At 38.4% G+C, this 14,464-nt stretch carries 12 protein-coding genes and 9 tRNA genes; 11 read left to right on the top strand and 10 right to left on the bottom strand.

Features of this window, described 5'->3' with window-relative positions:
- The first annotated feature begins 165 nt into the window (after positions 1-165).
- The 6 genes from AACX68_RS14040 (at position 166) to AACX68_RS14015 (ending at position 5,974) form a co-directional block, all read left to right on the top strand.
- Positions 166-987 (top strand): isocitrate lyase/PEP mutase family protein, encoded by an 822-nt coding sequence (locus AACX68_RS14040; RefSeq protein WP_228859534.1) that lies wholly within the window; start codon positions 166-168, stop codon positions 985-987.
- Positions 988-1,081: 94 nt separating this feature from the next.
- Complete coding sequence (locus AACX68_RS14035; protein WP_228859533.1) at positions 1,082-2,119, top strand: alpha/beta hydrolase family protein; 1,038 nt, start codon at positions 1,082-1,084, stop codon at positions 2,117-2,119.
- Between the two features lie 225 nt (positions 2,120-2,344).
- Positions 2,345-2,710 (top strand): YkgJ family cysteine cluster protein, encoded by a 366-nt coding sequence (locus AACX68_RS14030; RefSeq protein WP_228859532.1) that lies wholly within the window; start codon positions 2,345-2,347, stop codon positions 2,708-2,710.
- A 213-nt stretch (positions 2,711-2,923) separates the two neighbouring features.
- Positions 2,924-4,183 carry an S-methyl-5-thioribose kinase gene (mtnK, locus tag AACX68_RS14025; RefSeq protein WP_228859531.1) on the top strand — a complete coding sequence of 420 codons (1,260 nt, stop codon included), beginning with the start codon at positions 2,924-2,926 and terminating at the stop codon, positions 4,181-4,183.
- A gap of 15 nt (positions 4,184-4,198) precedes the next feature.
- Positions 4,199-5,302 (top strand): S-methyl-5-thioribose-1-phosphate isomerase, encoded by a 1,104-nt coding sequence (gene mtnA, locus AACX68_RS14020; RefSeq protein ID WP_228859530.1) that lies wholly within the window; start codon positions 4,199-4,201, stop codon positions 5,300-5,302.
- A gap of 18 nt (positions 5,303-5,320) precedes the next feature.
- Positions 5,321-5,974 carry an L-fuculose-phosphate aldolase gene (locus AACX68_RS14015; protein ID WP_228859535.1) on the top strand — a complete coding sequence of 218 codons (654 nt, stop codon included), beginning with the start codon at positions 5,321-5,323 and terminating at the stop codon, positions 5,972-5,974.
- 163 nt (positions 5,975-6,137) lie between these two features.
- On the opposite strand, the gene AACX68_RS14010 is transcribed toward AACX68_RS14015, so the two are convergent.
- From AACX68_RS14010 to AACX68_RS13980, 7 genes are all read right to left on the bottom strand, one after another.
- Positions 6,138-6,213: transfer RNA gene (locus AACX68_RS14010), tRNA-Val, on the bottom strand.
- A gap of 18 nt (positions 6,214-6,231) precedes the next feature.
- Positions 6,232-6,307, bottom strand: a tRNA-Lys gene (locus tag AACX68_RS14005).
- A 30-nt stretch (positions 6,308-6,337) separates the two neighbouring features.
- Positions 6,338-6,413: transfer RNA gene (locus tag AACX68_RS14000), tRNA-Lys, on the bottom strand.
- A gap of 30 nt (positions 6,414-6,443) precedes the next feature.
- Positions 6,444-6,519: transfer RNA gene (locus AACX68_RS13995), tRNA-Lys, on the bottom strand.
- Positions 6,520-6,561: 42 nt separating this feature from the next.
- Positions 6,562-6,637, bottom strand: a tRNA-Val gene (locus AACX68_RS13990).
- 81 nt (positions 6,638-6,718) lie between these two features.
- A tRNA-Val gene (locus tag AACX68_RS13985) sits at positions 6,719-6,794 on the bottom strand.
- A 58-nt stretch (positions 6,795-6,852) separates the two neighbouring features.
- Positions 6,853-6,928 (bottom strand) — tRNA-Val (locus AACX68_RS13980).
- A gap of 281 nt (positions 6,929-7,209) precedes the next feature.
- Here AACX68_RS13980 and gltX point away from each other — a divergent pair.
- The 3 genes from gltX to AACX68_RS13965 all read left to right on the top strand — a co-directional run bounded on the left by gltX (position 7,210) and on the right by AACX68_RS13965 (position 9,066).
- Complete coding sequence (gltX, locus tag AACX68_RS13975; protein WP_228859529.1) at positions 7,210-8,625, top strand: glutamate--tRNA ligase; 1,416 nt, start codon at positions 7,210-7,212, stop codon at positions 8,623-8,625.
- A 259-nt stretch (positions 8,626-8,884) separates the two neighbouring features.
- Positions 8,885-8,960, top strand: a tRNA-Ala gene (locus tag AACX68_RS13970).
- Positions 8,961-8,990: 30 nt separating this feature from the next.
- Positions 8,991-9,066, top strand: a tRNA-Ala gene (locus AACX68_RS13965).
- Between the two features lie 105 nt (positions 9,067-9,171).
- On the opposite strand, the gene AACX68_RS13960 is transcribed toward AACX68_RS13965, so the two are convergent.
- Positions 9,172-10,458 carry a hypothetical protein gene (locus AACX68_RS13960; protein ID WP_228859528.1) on the bottom strand — a complete coding sequence of 429 codons (1,287 nt, stop codon included), beginning with the start codon at positions 10,456-10,458 and terminating at the stop codon, positions 9,172-9,174.
- A gap of 518 nt (positions 10,459-10,976) precedes the next feature.
- Between AACX68_RS13960 and AACX68_RS13955 the strand changes: the two genes are divergently transcribed.
- Both AACX68_RS13955 and AACX68_RS13950 read left to right on the top strand, forming a co-directional pair.
- Positions 10,977-12,332 (top strand): MATE family efflux transporter, encoded by a 1,356-nt coding sequence (locus AACX68_RS13955; protein WP_228859527.1) that lies wholly within the window; start codon positions 10,977-10,979, stop codon positions 12,330-12,332.
- A 79-nt stretch (positions 12,333-12,411) separates the two neighbouring features.
- Complete coding sequence (locus AACX68_RS13950) at positions 12,412-12,789, top strand: VOC family protein (RefSeq protein ID WP_228859526.1); 378 nt, start codon at positions 12,412-12,414, stop codon at positions 12,787-12,789.
- On the opposite strand, the gene AACX68_RS13945 is transcribed toward AACX68_RS13950, so the two are convergent.
- Both AACX68_RS13945 and AACX68_RS13940 read right to left on the bottom strand, forming a co-directional pair.
- Positions 12,790-13,005 (bottom strand): DUF3820 family protein, encoded by a 216-nt coding sequence (locus AACX68_RS13945; RefSeq protein WP_228859525.1) that lies wholly within the window; start codon positions 13,003-13,005, stop codon positions 12,790-12,792.
- A 78-nt stretch (positions 13,006-13,083) separates the two neighbouring features.
- The gene (locus AACX68_RS13940) at positions 13,084-14,274 is read right to left on the bottom strand and encodes a NupC/NupG family nucleoside CNT transporter (protein WP_228859524.1); all 1,191 of its coding nucleotides are present in this window, start codon (positions 14,272-14,274) and stop codon (positions 13,084-13,086) included.
- Positions 14,275-14,464: the final 190 nt, after the last annotated feature.

The following is a 14,464-nucleotide window of genomic DNA, read 5'->3' as shown; positions in this document are numbered from 1 at the left end:
TAACAGCAATAATGATATTACAGCTTTAATTTTGAGTGTTTTTTATCGATCAAAATATTGACTATATAAATATACAGTGTAATTATTTAGTAACATTTTAAAAACGCATATCCATGATATTTAAAATTATGGAATATCTTTATAAGAAAATATTGAGAAACCAACATGACAAGAATAAGCCTGGATGAAAAAATTCAAATTTTTAGCCAATTACACGAAGAAGGAAAACTCATATTAGCCAATTCATGGGACGTTATGAGTACCCGCTTAGCAGAGCAATCGGGAGCCAAAGCCATTGCAACAACCAGTGCCGGAATATCCTGGAGCTTAGGCTATCCAGATAATCAACTGGCTGACCGAAAAATCGTAATGAAGGCACTGGGTTTAATTACGTCCAGCACTAACCTACCTGTAACGGCGGATATTGAAGATGGTTTATTAGCGCCTGATGAAAGTATGGATGATCTTGTTGAAGATTTATATTTTGTCGGATGTGTTGGAATTAATATTGAAGATTCTAACAATGGCAAATCAAGGTCAATAAATGATGGTGCTGAGCGTATTGCTTCTGTACGTACCGCAGCAAATAAAATACATTACAGTTTATTTATCAATGCACGTATAGACTCATGGATTCGTGGAGAAGATACCAATCCCGAGCATTTAATTTCCCGTGCTAATACTTATCTTGCCGCCGGTGCCGATGGTATTTTTATCCCCGGATTAACCGATCTATCAGTCTGCCGGGCTATCAGCTCACGCATAAATGGCCCATTAAATATTATGGCTCAAGCCGGAGGACCGAGTGTAAAAGAGTTTTTTGCTGCCGGAGCAAGAAGGGTTTCTGGCGGATCATTCTTTGCCGAACAAGCCTATGGATCTACATTGACGAGTATGGAGCATTTTTTACGGGATGGTTTGTTGCAGAATAGTGAGCAGTCAAAGTTAAGCTATGCCTCGTTAAATGCCCTACTTAATTCAAGATAATAGCAATCAGATAATGAACTAAAAGGAATGCTCTACTGAGTAGTGCTTTATTACAAAATAAGACAGTTCAAATTTATTGTCTGCTGAGGATGTAATGTTTAAACGTATAGTTGCTACTATTTTCCTGTTTCTATGCTTTTCTGTGAAAATCAGCGCATCAGAAAATATAGGTTTCCGGGAAATATTTTTAGATAAGAACACTGAACGTCCATTACATTTTGTGATGTGGTACCCTTCCAATGATATTGGACATACTGTAATTGTTGGTGAACATCCCGCTTATTATGGTATTTCAGTAATAAAAAATGCTATTCCTGATATAGAAAAACATCCTCTTGTCGTTCTGTCGCACGGATATGGGGGAAATTGGCGAAATCTTAATTGGCTTGCAGGAGAATTAGCCAAAAAGGGTTTTATCGTGGCTGCTCCAAATCATCCAGGCACAACAACAGAAGATAGAAATCCCCTATCAGCTGCACAATTATGGGAAAGACCGAGGGATCTCAGCCGTGTTATTGACTTTATCCTAGAGCAGTCTGATTTAGCCGAGTTAATTGATAAAGAACGAATAGCCGCAATTGGTCATTCATTAGGTGGCTGGTCTGTTGTTGAACTCACAGGCGCTAGATTCAACTCAGATTTATTAGTTACTGACTGCAAAACTAATCAAATTCTTGCTTCTTGCAACATATTATCTGAATTAGGAATAGGTAAAAATGAAATCACCAAAGCAAAATTAGATGGTGATTTGGGTGACCAGAGAGTTAAAGCCATTATCTCCCTTGATCTGGCGTTAACCAGAGGCTTTTCACCTCAAAGTTTGAGCATGGTACATATACCAACACTCGTGGTAGCCGCTGGTGTTGATGTGGGAGATATGCCTGCTGAACTGGAATCTGAGTATCTGGCTAAAAACCTTCCAAAAGAGAAATCAAAATACATCGTTATTGACGATGCAATGCATTTTAGCTTTAGGCCAAATTGTAAACCCAATGCAATCGCTCTTATTGAAAAAAATAACCCAAAGGGTGGAGTTATTTGTAAAGATGGTGGAGATAGAAGCCGGAAAGAAATTCATAATGAGATCCTGAACCATATCCTTATCTTTTTCCAACAAGTATTCCCCAAATAAAAACTCACCTATTTCAAAGTAACAATCTGTTAATTAAATAAAAAACTGTCTTTAAAACAGGCAGTTTTTCTTTTTTCAATTAAAAATAAATTTCTCTTAAAGTTCGCCATTATTCACAAAGATAATCTATCCTCAAATAGTTATCCTTATACAAAAAAGATAATTTTCCATAGTTAATAACTTCGTCAAAATGTGGCTCTTAAACATCAGATAGAGACGTCTGGTATGGATCATATATTAAATAACCAATCACAGAATAATTTTTGCATCAACTGTGGTGCCTGCTGTGCATTTTTCAGGGTCTCATTTTATTGGGCGGAAGCTGAGGACGGAGGAGGTACAGTCCCGGTTGCTGCCACTGAGAAACTGAACAATTTTATGTGCTGCATGAAAGGTACAAACGAGCCTCATCCCCGTTGTATAAACTTACAGGGCGAAGTTGGTCACTCCGTTTCCTGTACTATTTATGACAAACGCCCTTCCCCTTGCCGAGAATTTTCACAGGCATGGGAAACTGACAATTACAATGAAGCCTGTGATCGTGCCAGAGCCGCTTATGGCCTTCCTCCACTACCAAAACCGCAAACCTGAACTAGCACATTCGTCGTACTTTTATCATTGCGATGCAATTTGAAATTTATTCGATATATCTTATTGTTATCAGACCATATTCGTTATTTTCATCACAGACACTTTACTTTTGTATACTTATAGTTAACAACAGTAAAAATCCATTACCGCAAAATGTGTTATCCCTGTTCATTTTATGAACTTTCTTTCATGATATTATCAGGATGAAAAATAATGTCTGTTTATGTTCCTACTGAGTATATCCCCCAGACCTGTGAATCTTTACCACATTATCTTGCGAAGAATTTACCCGCCACTATCTCACTCGGAGGATTGCCTGAAACCTGGCAGATACAGGAAGTAGGTGATGGAAACCTGAATTTAGTTTTTATTGTTGCCGGAACAGAAAAAACTATTGTGGTCAAACAATCCTTACCTTACGTTCGGGCTGCTGGTGAATCATGGCAGCTTTCCCTTGTCCGAACCTATTTCGAATACCATGCCCTATTAGAAGAAAAAAAATTTGCTCATCAGTATGTACCCGATGTCTATTTCTATGATGAAGAAATGTCTTTGTTTGCGATGGAATATTTAGATAAACACATTATCTTACGCAATAGACTGATTTATGGTGAAAAATTTCCTCATTTAGCTAAAGACATTGGCATTTTTCTTGCTGATACACTATTCCATACCTCTGATATAGGGATGGACAGCAAAGAGAAAAAAGAACTGGTAAGCCGTTTTGCCAATAACCATGAGCTTTGTAAGATCACTGAAGATCTGATTTTTACAGAGCCATATTTTAATGCTGAAAGAAACAACTGGACTTCCCCTCAACTTGATAAGGATATTCATGCCATCTGGCAGGATCAATTCATGATCCAAACTGCAATGCAGTATAAATACAAATTCATGACTGAAACGCAGGCACTTTTGCATGGTGATCTTCACTCAGGCTCCATTATGGTCACACCTGATTCCACAAAAGTAATTGATCCAGAATTTAGCTTTATGGGTCCAATGGCATTTGATATAGGCAATTATATCGGCAATCTGTTTATGGCTTATTTTGCTCAGCCTGCTTTGCGGGAGAATATAGAGCTATGTGCTGATTATCAATCATGGCTCTTCATGCAGCTTGAAACAACGTGGGAAATATTTGAACGTCGTTTTCGTCAATTATGGAATGAAAAAACAATCGGAGAAGCCTATCCTGTCACCATCTACCAACAGGGAACTTTCAATTCATCGTTCCTTAAAACTGCCCAGGATGATTTTTTCTCCAATTTATTCGAAGAAACTCTGGTCTATGCCGGGCTTGAAATTAACCGCCGCATTATTGGATTCGCCGGTGTTGCTGATTTCAAACAGATTGATGACCCGACATTACGAGCCAGTTGTGAAAAACAAGCACTAAAACTGGCACGTGAGTTAATTGTCAACAAGCATAAGTACCAAAATTTTTCACAAATTAAACATCATATGACATAAGGTTAAGAAACCGAGATGAAGATTAATGGAACCCATTATCGCTCTGTTTGGCTTGCTGACGATGGGTATACTGTCGAAATTTTTGACCAGACCAAACTCCCTTTTGAATTAAAAACTATTCAGTTGAATACCTTTCAGGATGCTGCAACAGCTATCAAAGATATGTGGGTAAGAGGTGCACCTTTAATTGGTGCAGTTGCTGCGTATGGTATGGCACTGGCGATGCGTCAAAGTAGCAGCAATGAAAATCTACAAATAGCTTACGATACTTTAGTTAAAACCCGGCCAACCGCCATTAATTTAAAATGGGCGCTGAATCGTGCATATCAGGCACTAGAAAACACGCCTCCGGTTCAGCGTGTAGAAACTGCTTATCGTACTGCTAATGAAATTGCAGATGAAGATGTCGAGCTGTGTCATAAGATTGGTGAAAATGGTTTAAAAATCATACAGGAAATCGCAGCCCGAAAATCAGCCGGTGAAGTAGTGAATATATTAACTCACTGCAACGCTGGGTGGCTGGCAACTGTGGATTGGGGAACCGCATTATCACCTATTTACATGGCACACGATGCGGGTATCAGGGTTCATGTCTGGGTTGATGAAACTCGCCCTCGTAATCAGGGTGGATTAACTGCTTTTGAGTTAGGTTCGCATGGTGTACCACACACTTTAATTGCCGATAATGCGGGCGGGCATTTAATGCAGCATGGCAAAGTGGATCTGTGTATCGTAGGTACAGACCGGACAACCGCAAGAGGTGATGTGTGTAATAAAATTGGCACTTACCTTAAGGCACTGGCTGCAAAAGCAAATCAGGTACCATTTTATGTTGCGTTACCATCACCGACACTGGATTTTACCGTTTGGGATGGCGTAACAGAGATCCCCATTGAACAACGTTCAGGCGATGAACAGTCACATGTCTACGGGATTACGGCTGAAGGAAAATACAGTTGGGTCAATACAGCACCTCAGGGAACGCTTTGCGGAAATTATGCGTTTGATGTTACCCCGGCAGAATTAATTACCGGCTTGATTACAGAACGTGGAATTTGTAATGCTAGCGCAGAAGGCTTACGCATGCTCTTTCCTGATTTATATCCATATAATTTATAATGATTATTTTTTATGACCATCAGTAGAAAACATATTGCTCAGGCAATTATCGACACTTGCCTTAAGATGAATGCTCTGGGTTTAAATCAAGGCACATCTGGTAACATCAGTGCCCGTTATCAAGATGGATTTCTTATCACCCCCAGCGGGGTCCCATATGAAAAGTTAACTCCGGAACAAATTGTCTACATTAATTATTCGGGAGAAGCAGAACCAGATAAAATCCCCTCAAGCGAATGGCACTTCCATCTTTCTTGCTATGAAGCCCGCCCTGAATTAAATGCTGTTGTACATAATCATGCAGTCAATGCAACTGCCGTTTCAATTCTCAATCATGGTATCCCGGCTATTCATTATATGGTGGCAGTGACAGGAACAGATCATGTGCCCTGTATTCCCTACTCAACATTCGGGACACAAGAGCTGGCAGAAAGTGTCAAAACAGGGATTAAACATAGCAAGGCACTGTTAATGCAGCATCACGGTATGATTGCGATGGAAGCCAGTCTGGAAAAAGCATTATGGCTGGCCAATGAAATCGAAATATTGGCACAACTCTATTTGAAAATACTAGCCGTAATAGGAAATTCTGTAGAACGCATTCCTGTTCTTTCATCCGAAGAGATGCAGAGAGTATTAGTAAAGTTTAAAAGTTACGGATTGAAAGCGTAATAAAAGATTAAAAAACAGCATGCTTTGATTTCACTTAAAGATATGCTGTTTTACTTGCATAACGAATTTAGTGATAAGACTGGGAAATTTTGGAATGAAATTTGATTATAAACGGTGTTGGCTTTGATATTTTCTGATGGGTTCTTAGGGGATTTATATGAAGTGGTGGGCGATACCAGATTCGAACTGATGACCCCCTCCTTGTAAGGGAGATGCTCTACCAACTGAGCTAATCGCCCACTTCATGGCTACCTAAATGGTGGGTCGTGCAGGATTCGAACCTGCGACCAATTGATTAAAAGTCAACTGCTCTACCGACTGAGCTAACGACCCGATTAGGTAATTCTGATTTTTATATCTAAATGGTGGGTCGTGCAGGATTCGAACCTGCGACCAATTGATTAAAAGTCAACTGCTCTACCGACTGAGCTAACGACCCAATTAGATAATTTTGATTTTGATATTTAGATGGTGGGTCGTGCAGGATTCGAACCTGCGACCAATTGATTAAAAGTCAACTGCTCTACCGACTGAGCTAACGACCCATCTAAAATATCAGTGTGATACTGCGGAACAATCTAATGAAGTGGTGGGCGATACCAGATTCGAACTGATGACCCCCTCCTTGTAAGGGAGATGCTCTACCAACTGAGCTAATCGCCCACTTCATGCTGACTATTACTGCATGATGACTATTACTGAATAATTATCTGTAACAACATCGATATATCACTGATTTATGATTGGTGGGCGATACCAGATTCGAACTGATGACCCCCTCCTTGTAAGGGAGATGCTCTACCAACTGAGCTAATCGCCCAATCATAAAATCATTTTTTATCACTACGGCCTTACCGCTTTCAGCTTATCACTGAGATTGGTGGGCGATACCAGATTCGAACTGATGACCCCCTCCTTGTAAGGGAGATGCTCTACCAACTGAGCTAATCGCCCCGTCGTGATGGAGTCGCATTATAGGGATAGTTCGAGGTGAGTCAACGGTTTTTATTGCTAAAATTTCCGTTCGTCGCAAAATTACACAGAATGAAACAATTATAGTCACATAAGGTTATCATTTAGGCAATGCATTTGGGTTTTTCTCAATAACCTACCATCAACGCCATTGAGGAATTGAAGTCCAGTGATAAAATGCTCCCCACTATTGTTATTTTAATTGTTACTTCAATCATCCAAAACGTTCTCTGAGAAGTAGAACGTCATTAAGGCAACTCCCAATGAGTAAAATAAAAACCCGTTTTGCGCCAAGTCCTACTGGCTACCTTCACGTTGGTGGCGCACGCACCGCCCTTTATTCCTGGCTATACAGTCGCCATAACAAAGGTGAATTCGTTCTGCGCATTGAAGATACTGACCTGGAGCGTTCAACTCAGGAAGCCATTGATGCGATTATGGACGGAATGAACTGGTTAAACCTGAATTGGGATGAAGGCCCTTATTATCAGACTAAACGTTTTGACCGCTACAATCAGGTTATTGATGAAATGCTGGTCAATGGTACAGCTTATCGTTGCTACTGCTCCAAAGAGCATCTGGAGCAATTGCGTGAAACTCAGATGGCAAATGGTGAAAAACCCCGTTATGACGGCCGTTGCCGTGATAGTGAGTGCCAGCACAGCCATGATGAACCTCATGTTGTGCGTTTCCGCAATCCACAGGAAGGTTCTGTTATTTTTAATGACAGCATCCGTGGCCCGATTGAATTCAGTAATCAGGAACTGGACGATTTGATCATCCGCCGTACTGATGGTTCACCAACTTATAACTTCTGTGTTGTTATTGATGACTGGGATATGGAAATCACTCACGTTATTCGCGGTGAAGACCATATCAACAACACACCACGTCAGATTAATATTCTGAAAGCGCTCAACGCGCCAGTACCAGAATATGCACATGTTTCTATGATCCTCGGTGACGACGGTAAAAAACTGTCCAAACGCCATGGCGCGGTCAGCGTAATGCAATATCGCGATGATGGTTACTTGCCAGAAGCATTACTGAACTATCTGGTACGTTTGGGCTGGTCACACGGTGATCAGGAAATTTTTACAGTTGAAGAAATGACTGAACTGTTCAGCCTTGATGCTATCAGCAAATCAGCCAGTGCTTTCAATACTGAAAAATTGCTTTGGCTGAACCATCATTACATCAATACCCTGCCAGCAGAAGAAGTTGCCGTTCATTTAGCATGGCATATTGAACAGCAAGGTATCGATACCCGCACAGGTCCAGAGCTAGTGGATCTGATCAAACTGCTAGGTGAACGTTGCAAGACATTAAAAGAAATGGCTAGCGCTGGTCGTTACTTCTATGAAGAGTTTGCAGAGTTCGATGCTGATGCCGCGAAAAAACATCTGCGTCCGGTTGCGCGTCAACCATTAGAAGTTGTGCGCACTAAACTGGCAGCCATTACCGAATGGACACCTGAGAATATTCATCACGCTATTCAGACAACGGCTGACGAACTGGAAGTTGGAATGGGTAAAGTAGGCATGCCACTGCGCGTTGCAGTTACTGGCGCAGGCCAATCACCAAGTGTTGATGTAACCATTCACGCCATCAATCAAGCTCGTTCATTGGCTCGTATTGATAAAGCACTGGCTTATATCGCACAGCGTGAAGCGCAATAATCAATACGCTAAATTAACTGTAACAATTTTATATAGTTAATGGATTTCGAGTTACATCACAGCGGCAAGTAGACGCATCCCCAGAAGCATAGATAACTATGTGACTGGGGTGCATGAGCGCAGCCAACAAAGTGGCAACTTGAAATACAACAGGTATATTGATGGCTTTTTCAGCGCTTATACATAGAATACTAATGAATTCGTTGACAGAATTCTCTGGGTTTCATATGATGCGCTCCGTTCCACAGGATTTTGATTTGGGGCTATAGCTCAGCTGGGAGAGCGCTTGCATGGCATGCAAGAGGTCAGCGGTTCGATCCCGCTTAGCTCCACCAAAATATCCTGATTCGGAACGCCACATTTGTGGGGCTATAGCTCAGCTGGGAGAGCGCTTGCATGGCATGCAAGAGGTCAGCGGTTCGATCCCGCTTAGCTCCACCAAAATTCTGAATCCCTGAAGACGCTAGTTTTCAGGGATTTTTTCTTATGGTCGTGTATAGAAAAATCGCCCTACTTTTCTTTTGATACTCAGGTGTTTTAAAAACATTAAATCAGTGTGATGCTTTTTATTTTTAAACTGAATTTACCATCTTCATAATTTGAGTCTACATCGACTTTGTTATAGAGACCGTTGTCGCAATGATTTCCATTTCCTGTGTTACCTCCATTATTGGGATTAGTCCCAGCTCCTGAATCATCTTCAAAGATAACGTTTAATTTCTTGGAATAAGAATAATTTCCAGCGAAATCTAAGATTATATAATAAAAATCCATTTTCTTATTAAATGGTATTTTTTCATATGATAAATGAAAACTATATCCCCCAATATTTTGGACATCATCCACATAATGTACAGGTTTAAATTGGATTATTTTATTATTTTCATCCTTCATCAAGAATATAATAGCATCATCAATTCTGGGATTTTTATATTCTGGAACACCTACTTTAAATTCTTTAACTCCAGATTTTTTTCTAACAATTCCCCCTGGTAAAATTCCAAGTATCAATGGATTCTGGAGATGGAAAGTTGAAGATTCATAACTCCCAACAATATACGCGGATTCAGCATATGTTGGATTAATTACCCCCAAAATTTCAGTAGTAAAATCAATTGTACCACTAAACCCTTGTTTAGAATAAATACGAAATCTTATACTTCCACTTTCATCACTATTAATCGCAATAAAATCAGGAAGAGATTTTCGCTTTTGAATTTCAATAAGTTCCGGTGTGTGACTATTAATTGGGTCTGTTGTTATATTAGCAAGATGTAATGATTTCTGTCGAGATACAGATGATATTATCACTTGAGTATTTATTAATGGATTATTATTTTCATCAGTTACTACACCGGAATAAACATTATATTTACTATTTGGATCATCAATAGGACTAGGTGCATCTAATGTATCGAGAACTTCTATTTCTGTATTTAATGAAATCACACTATTCTTCTTCATTCTTTTTGTCATATAACCAACGTTCAAAGGTGCAATTCCCTCTACATCAACATTCTTATCCGAATAAGCATGAACCGTATAGCTAATTGAAGTATTTGATGACAATTTATCATCAATCTCCAATGTAAATATAGCTTTCCCAGAGGCATCATCAATGAGCTTCCAGTCTTCTTCCTTTTTTACCACTATATTATTATTTGGAACATCTATTGTGATACTCTTAATAGACTTAACCTGTGGTGATTTCACTGTTACGACTAGATATATATGTTGACCAACAATAACATCAGCACCATCAGGTATAGATACAGTAATAGGTGACAACTCTTCTTTTTTCTCAGAAAAAACCATATTATTATCAATATTCATATTACCACCTTAAAATAATTTAGTATAAACCTGATAAAATCAAAAATCCCATATCATCTTCAATGTAAAGAAAAACCATAAAACATATTAAAAAAACATAAATTATTTTGATAATGAAAAATAGTTATCACCTGAAAATACAATCACAAAAGTTAAAATACTACTCTTACAACAAAAATCTGTCCGTCATTAATATAGAATAAAAGAATTAATCAACTATATATCAAATAGTTAATAGAATCCCCAAAGTAGCCATACTCTTAAAACATAATAAAAGTGATATTTCACGAACAAAGTGTTAACAATATGTTGCATTAATTTTTATTTGATGATTATAATCAGCATTAGTTTTAATTAAGCTAAAAAATTTCAGTCCTAATAACATTTCTATTATTTATCACAGCCACTCAGTAATAAACTTTCAAAAAAATAAAATCCGTAGCCACTTATACAATCATTCTATTATGTTGCAATTAATACAGGGTAATTAAAAAAATAATATTTTTACAGGGAAAACTATGCAAAAAACTGTCTTATTGAACGATATAAAGTATCTTTTTTTACTATCAACCCCAATCATAGTAACGCAGCTTACCAGAATAGCAATGAGTGCCGTGGATGTTGTCGTATCAGGCCACTACTCGACAAATGCGCTCGCTGCCGTATCGCTGGGGAGTAGTATTTGGTTTCCCATCTTTGTATTGGGTTTTGGCGTTATCCTGATGCTATCAGCTGATGTTGCAAAACTTCGGGCAAATAATGATATCGAAGGAATTAAAGAGTGTGTTAATAATTACATATCTGCTGCATTGATTTTATCGATTCCTATCGTTGCCTTCTTGTTATTAGCGGTTCAGCTTTTATCGCTTATTGGTATTGATGAAGATGTTGTACACATCACAAAAGATTATATTACAGCTATGGCATTTGGTGTGCCGGGAGTGATGATATTCAATGTCTTTCGTTCTTTGTTGCAAGCATTTGAAAACACCAAAGTTGCAATGTATATCTCTATTTTTGCTCTTATAGTCAATATTCCTTTAAACTACATTTTCGTTTTTGGTAAATTTGGCGTACCAGAAATGGGCGGAGTAGGAGCTGGGATCACAACTGCAATTATCAACACTCTCAGTGCTATTTTGCTGATTATCTATTTTTTACGAAAAAAAGAATATGAAAAATACAGATTTAAATTATCTCTAAAACTCAACTCAGGATTAAAAAGATTGTTTTTGATCGGTATCCCAAGTGGATTAGCACTCTTTGTTGAAGTGATATTTATTGATGCCATTTCACTTGGCATTGCAACTTTAGGCACCGTATATATTGCAGCTAATAATATTATAATTATAATATCATCCATGATAATAACTATTGGCGGTGGATTGTCTGCTGTTACAACAGTAAAAATAAGCTACTTGAGTGCTAAGAAAGATTACTCATCAACACTAAGATTTAGTTTACTCTCTTTAATATCCACTACATTTATTACTCTTGTACTAGGAATCATGTTTTTCCTTTATGCTGAACATATTATCAGTTTATATACAAAAGATACCCTTGTAATAAATATAGCTCTTGGAGTAATCATCTTTTTATTCTTCTTTCAGCTATTTGATTCTATACACTCCATATTATCAGGGGTTTTACGTGGGTTTCATGAGACAAAAATAGTTTTCTATGTTCCTCTTTTCGGTTATTGGTTTATTGGCGTGCCTTTGGCTTTTACATTAGGGTTAACAAACTTGGTTACAGAGAAAATGGGCTTGATTGGCTTTTGGTATGGGCTTGTTTTTGGCTTATTAATAAACTGTATCACTCTCTCAATAGTATTAGGTTTAAAATTTAAGAGAATACTTAAACATACATTATAAATGCTCTTATAAATTTACAACCACATAAAATAGTTTAAAACTAAGTATAGTTTCAGCGATTTTAAAAAGGTAGATCAATATGTTAGTTAATATTCTAACTGAAGATTTAACAAGTACGAAGGATTTATTTGTTAACTTATTGAAGTTTAACATTGAATATGAATCCTACTGGTTTATCTCCATGTCTTCTGAATCAAATGAGCAAGTTTCTGCTTTTTTAAAAACAAGTGAATTTATTCCTGAAGAATACCAAAAGCCGTGTCAGGGAGTGATTATCACTTTTGTTGTGGAAAATATTGATTCTTATTTTGAAAAAGCCCAAACACTTAAGCTGGATATTATCGAACCACCACGTGACTTACCTTATGGGCAGCGACGCATGTTAATCAAGGATAAAAGTGGTGCACTAATCGATATTTCATCACCGATAGCGCCACTTGATCCAACTTACGGTTAGTTAGGATTTTTTCAATGGTTTTACCAATGAATCCAGCCCTTCAATCTTAATTGCAAGGGTCATTTCCATTAGTGCCCCCAGCTTGCCTTGTGGAAATTCCCCCTTACGGGCAAACCAGAGCAGATATTCTTCCGGAAGATCAATTAACATTCTTCCTTTATATTTTCCAAATGGCATTACTGTGTTAGCAATTTCCAGTAGATTTTCTTTATCCATTCTTTAAGCCTTTTCTTTATGTAAAAAATGGCACCTGTAAGATGCCATTTTCATTCTGAAACACAGGTCACTGTGAATTTAAAAACTCATTACCAGTCCGGTAATGGCTGCGGACAGGAAACTCACCAGTGTTGAACCAAACAACAGTTTCAGACCAAAACGTGCAACAGTATTTCCCTGTTTTTCATTCAATCCCTTGATAGCTCCGGCGACAATTCCGATAGAGGAGAAGTTGGCAAAAGAAACTAAAAATACCGACAAGATTCCTTTTGAACACTCGCTCAATTGCCCGGCAATTTCCTGTAAGCCCTGCATAGCAACAAATTCATTAGAAACCAGCTTAGTCGCCATGATACTGCCTACTTTCAGTGCTTCATCAGCAGGAATACCAATAATCCAGGCAAACGGGTAGAAAACATAGCCCAAACATTCCTGAAAGGTAATGCCAAATACCATATCAAAGACAGCATTGATAGCCGCAATCAGAGCAATAAAACCAATCAGCATGGCCGATACGATCAATGCTACTTTGAAACCCGCCAGAATATATTCGCCCAGCATTTCAAAGAAACTTTGCCCTTCATGCAAGTTGCTCATATGAATATCCCCTTCACTTTTAACAGAGTAAGGATTAATGAGGGACAGAACGATAAAGGTACTGAACATATTAAGTATCAGAGCTGCAACCACATATTTTGCATCCAGCATCGTCATATAAGCACCCACAATAGACATAGATACTGTAGACATCGCGGTTGCAGCCATGGTGTACATCCGGCGTTCAGACATTTTGTCCAATACATCTTTATAAGCGATGAAATTCTCTGACTGGCCCAGAATCAATGAACTGACTGCATTGAAAGATTCCAGTTTCCCCATACCATTCACTTTGGACAGAACTGTACCAATAGCACGAATGACAATCGGCAGAATTTTAATGTGCTGCAAAATACCAATCAGGGCGGAAATAAAGATGATAGGACAAAGTACGTTCAGGAAGAAAAATGCCAGTTTTGCGTCAATCATACCACCGAAAACAAAGTTAGTACCTTCTGCAGCATAAGACAGCAAGTGAACAAACAGATTATCAAACCCTTTGACGATCCCTAATCCGGCATTCGAATTCAGGAAAAACCACGCCAGAACAAGTTCAATAACAAGTAACTGAATAATATACCGGACCTTTATATCCTTCCGGTTATTACTCGCCAAAATCGCCAGGCCACCAATGAGCACTAAAGCGAGGACAAAATGAAAAATATGAGACATAAAAGGAACTCCAAATCTGACGAGGTGCAAATTTATAACCGCATTTCGTAATATACGATAATAAATCGTGATAATTATCACATTAATTTATTATACAAGAGGTAACAAAACCTAAATTTAGCAAACCGGATCACACTTTTAACCAGAACATGGCTATCATGTATGCAAAGTATAGGCGCTACCGAAACCT

The organism is Xenorhabdus sp. PB61.4 (genome assembly GCF_963894935.1).
In the GTDB taxonomy this organism is placed as follows: domain Bacteria; phylum Pseudomonadota; class Gammaproteobacteria; order Enterobacterales; family Enterobacteriaceae; genus Xenorhabdus; species Xenorhabdus stockiae.
Note: the sequence above shows the minus strand (reverse complement) of the source record. Positions and strands in the feature narration are given on the sequence as shown.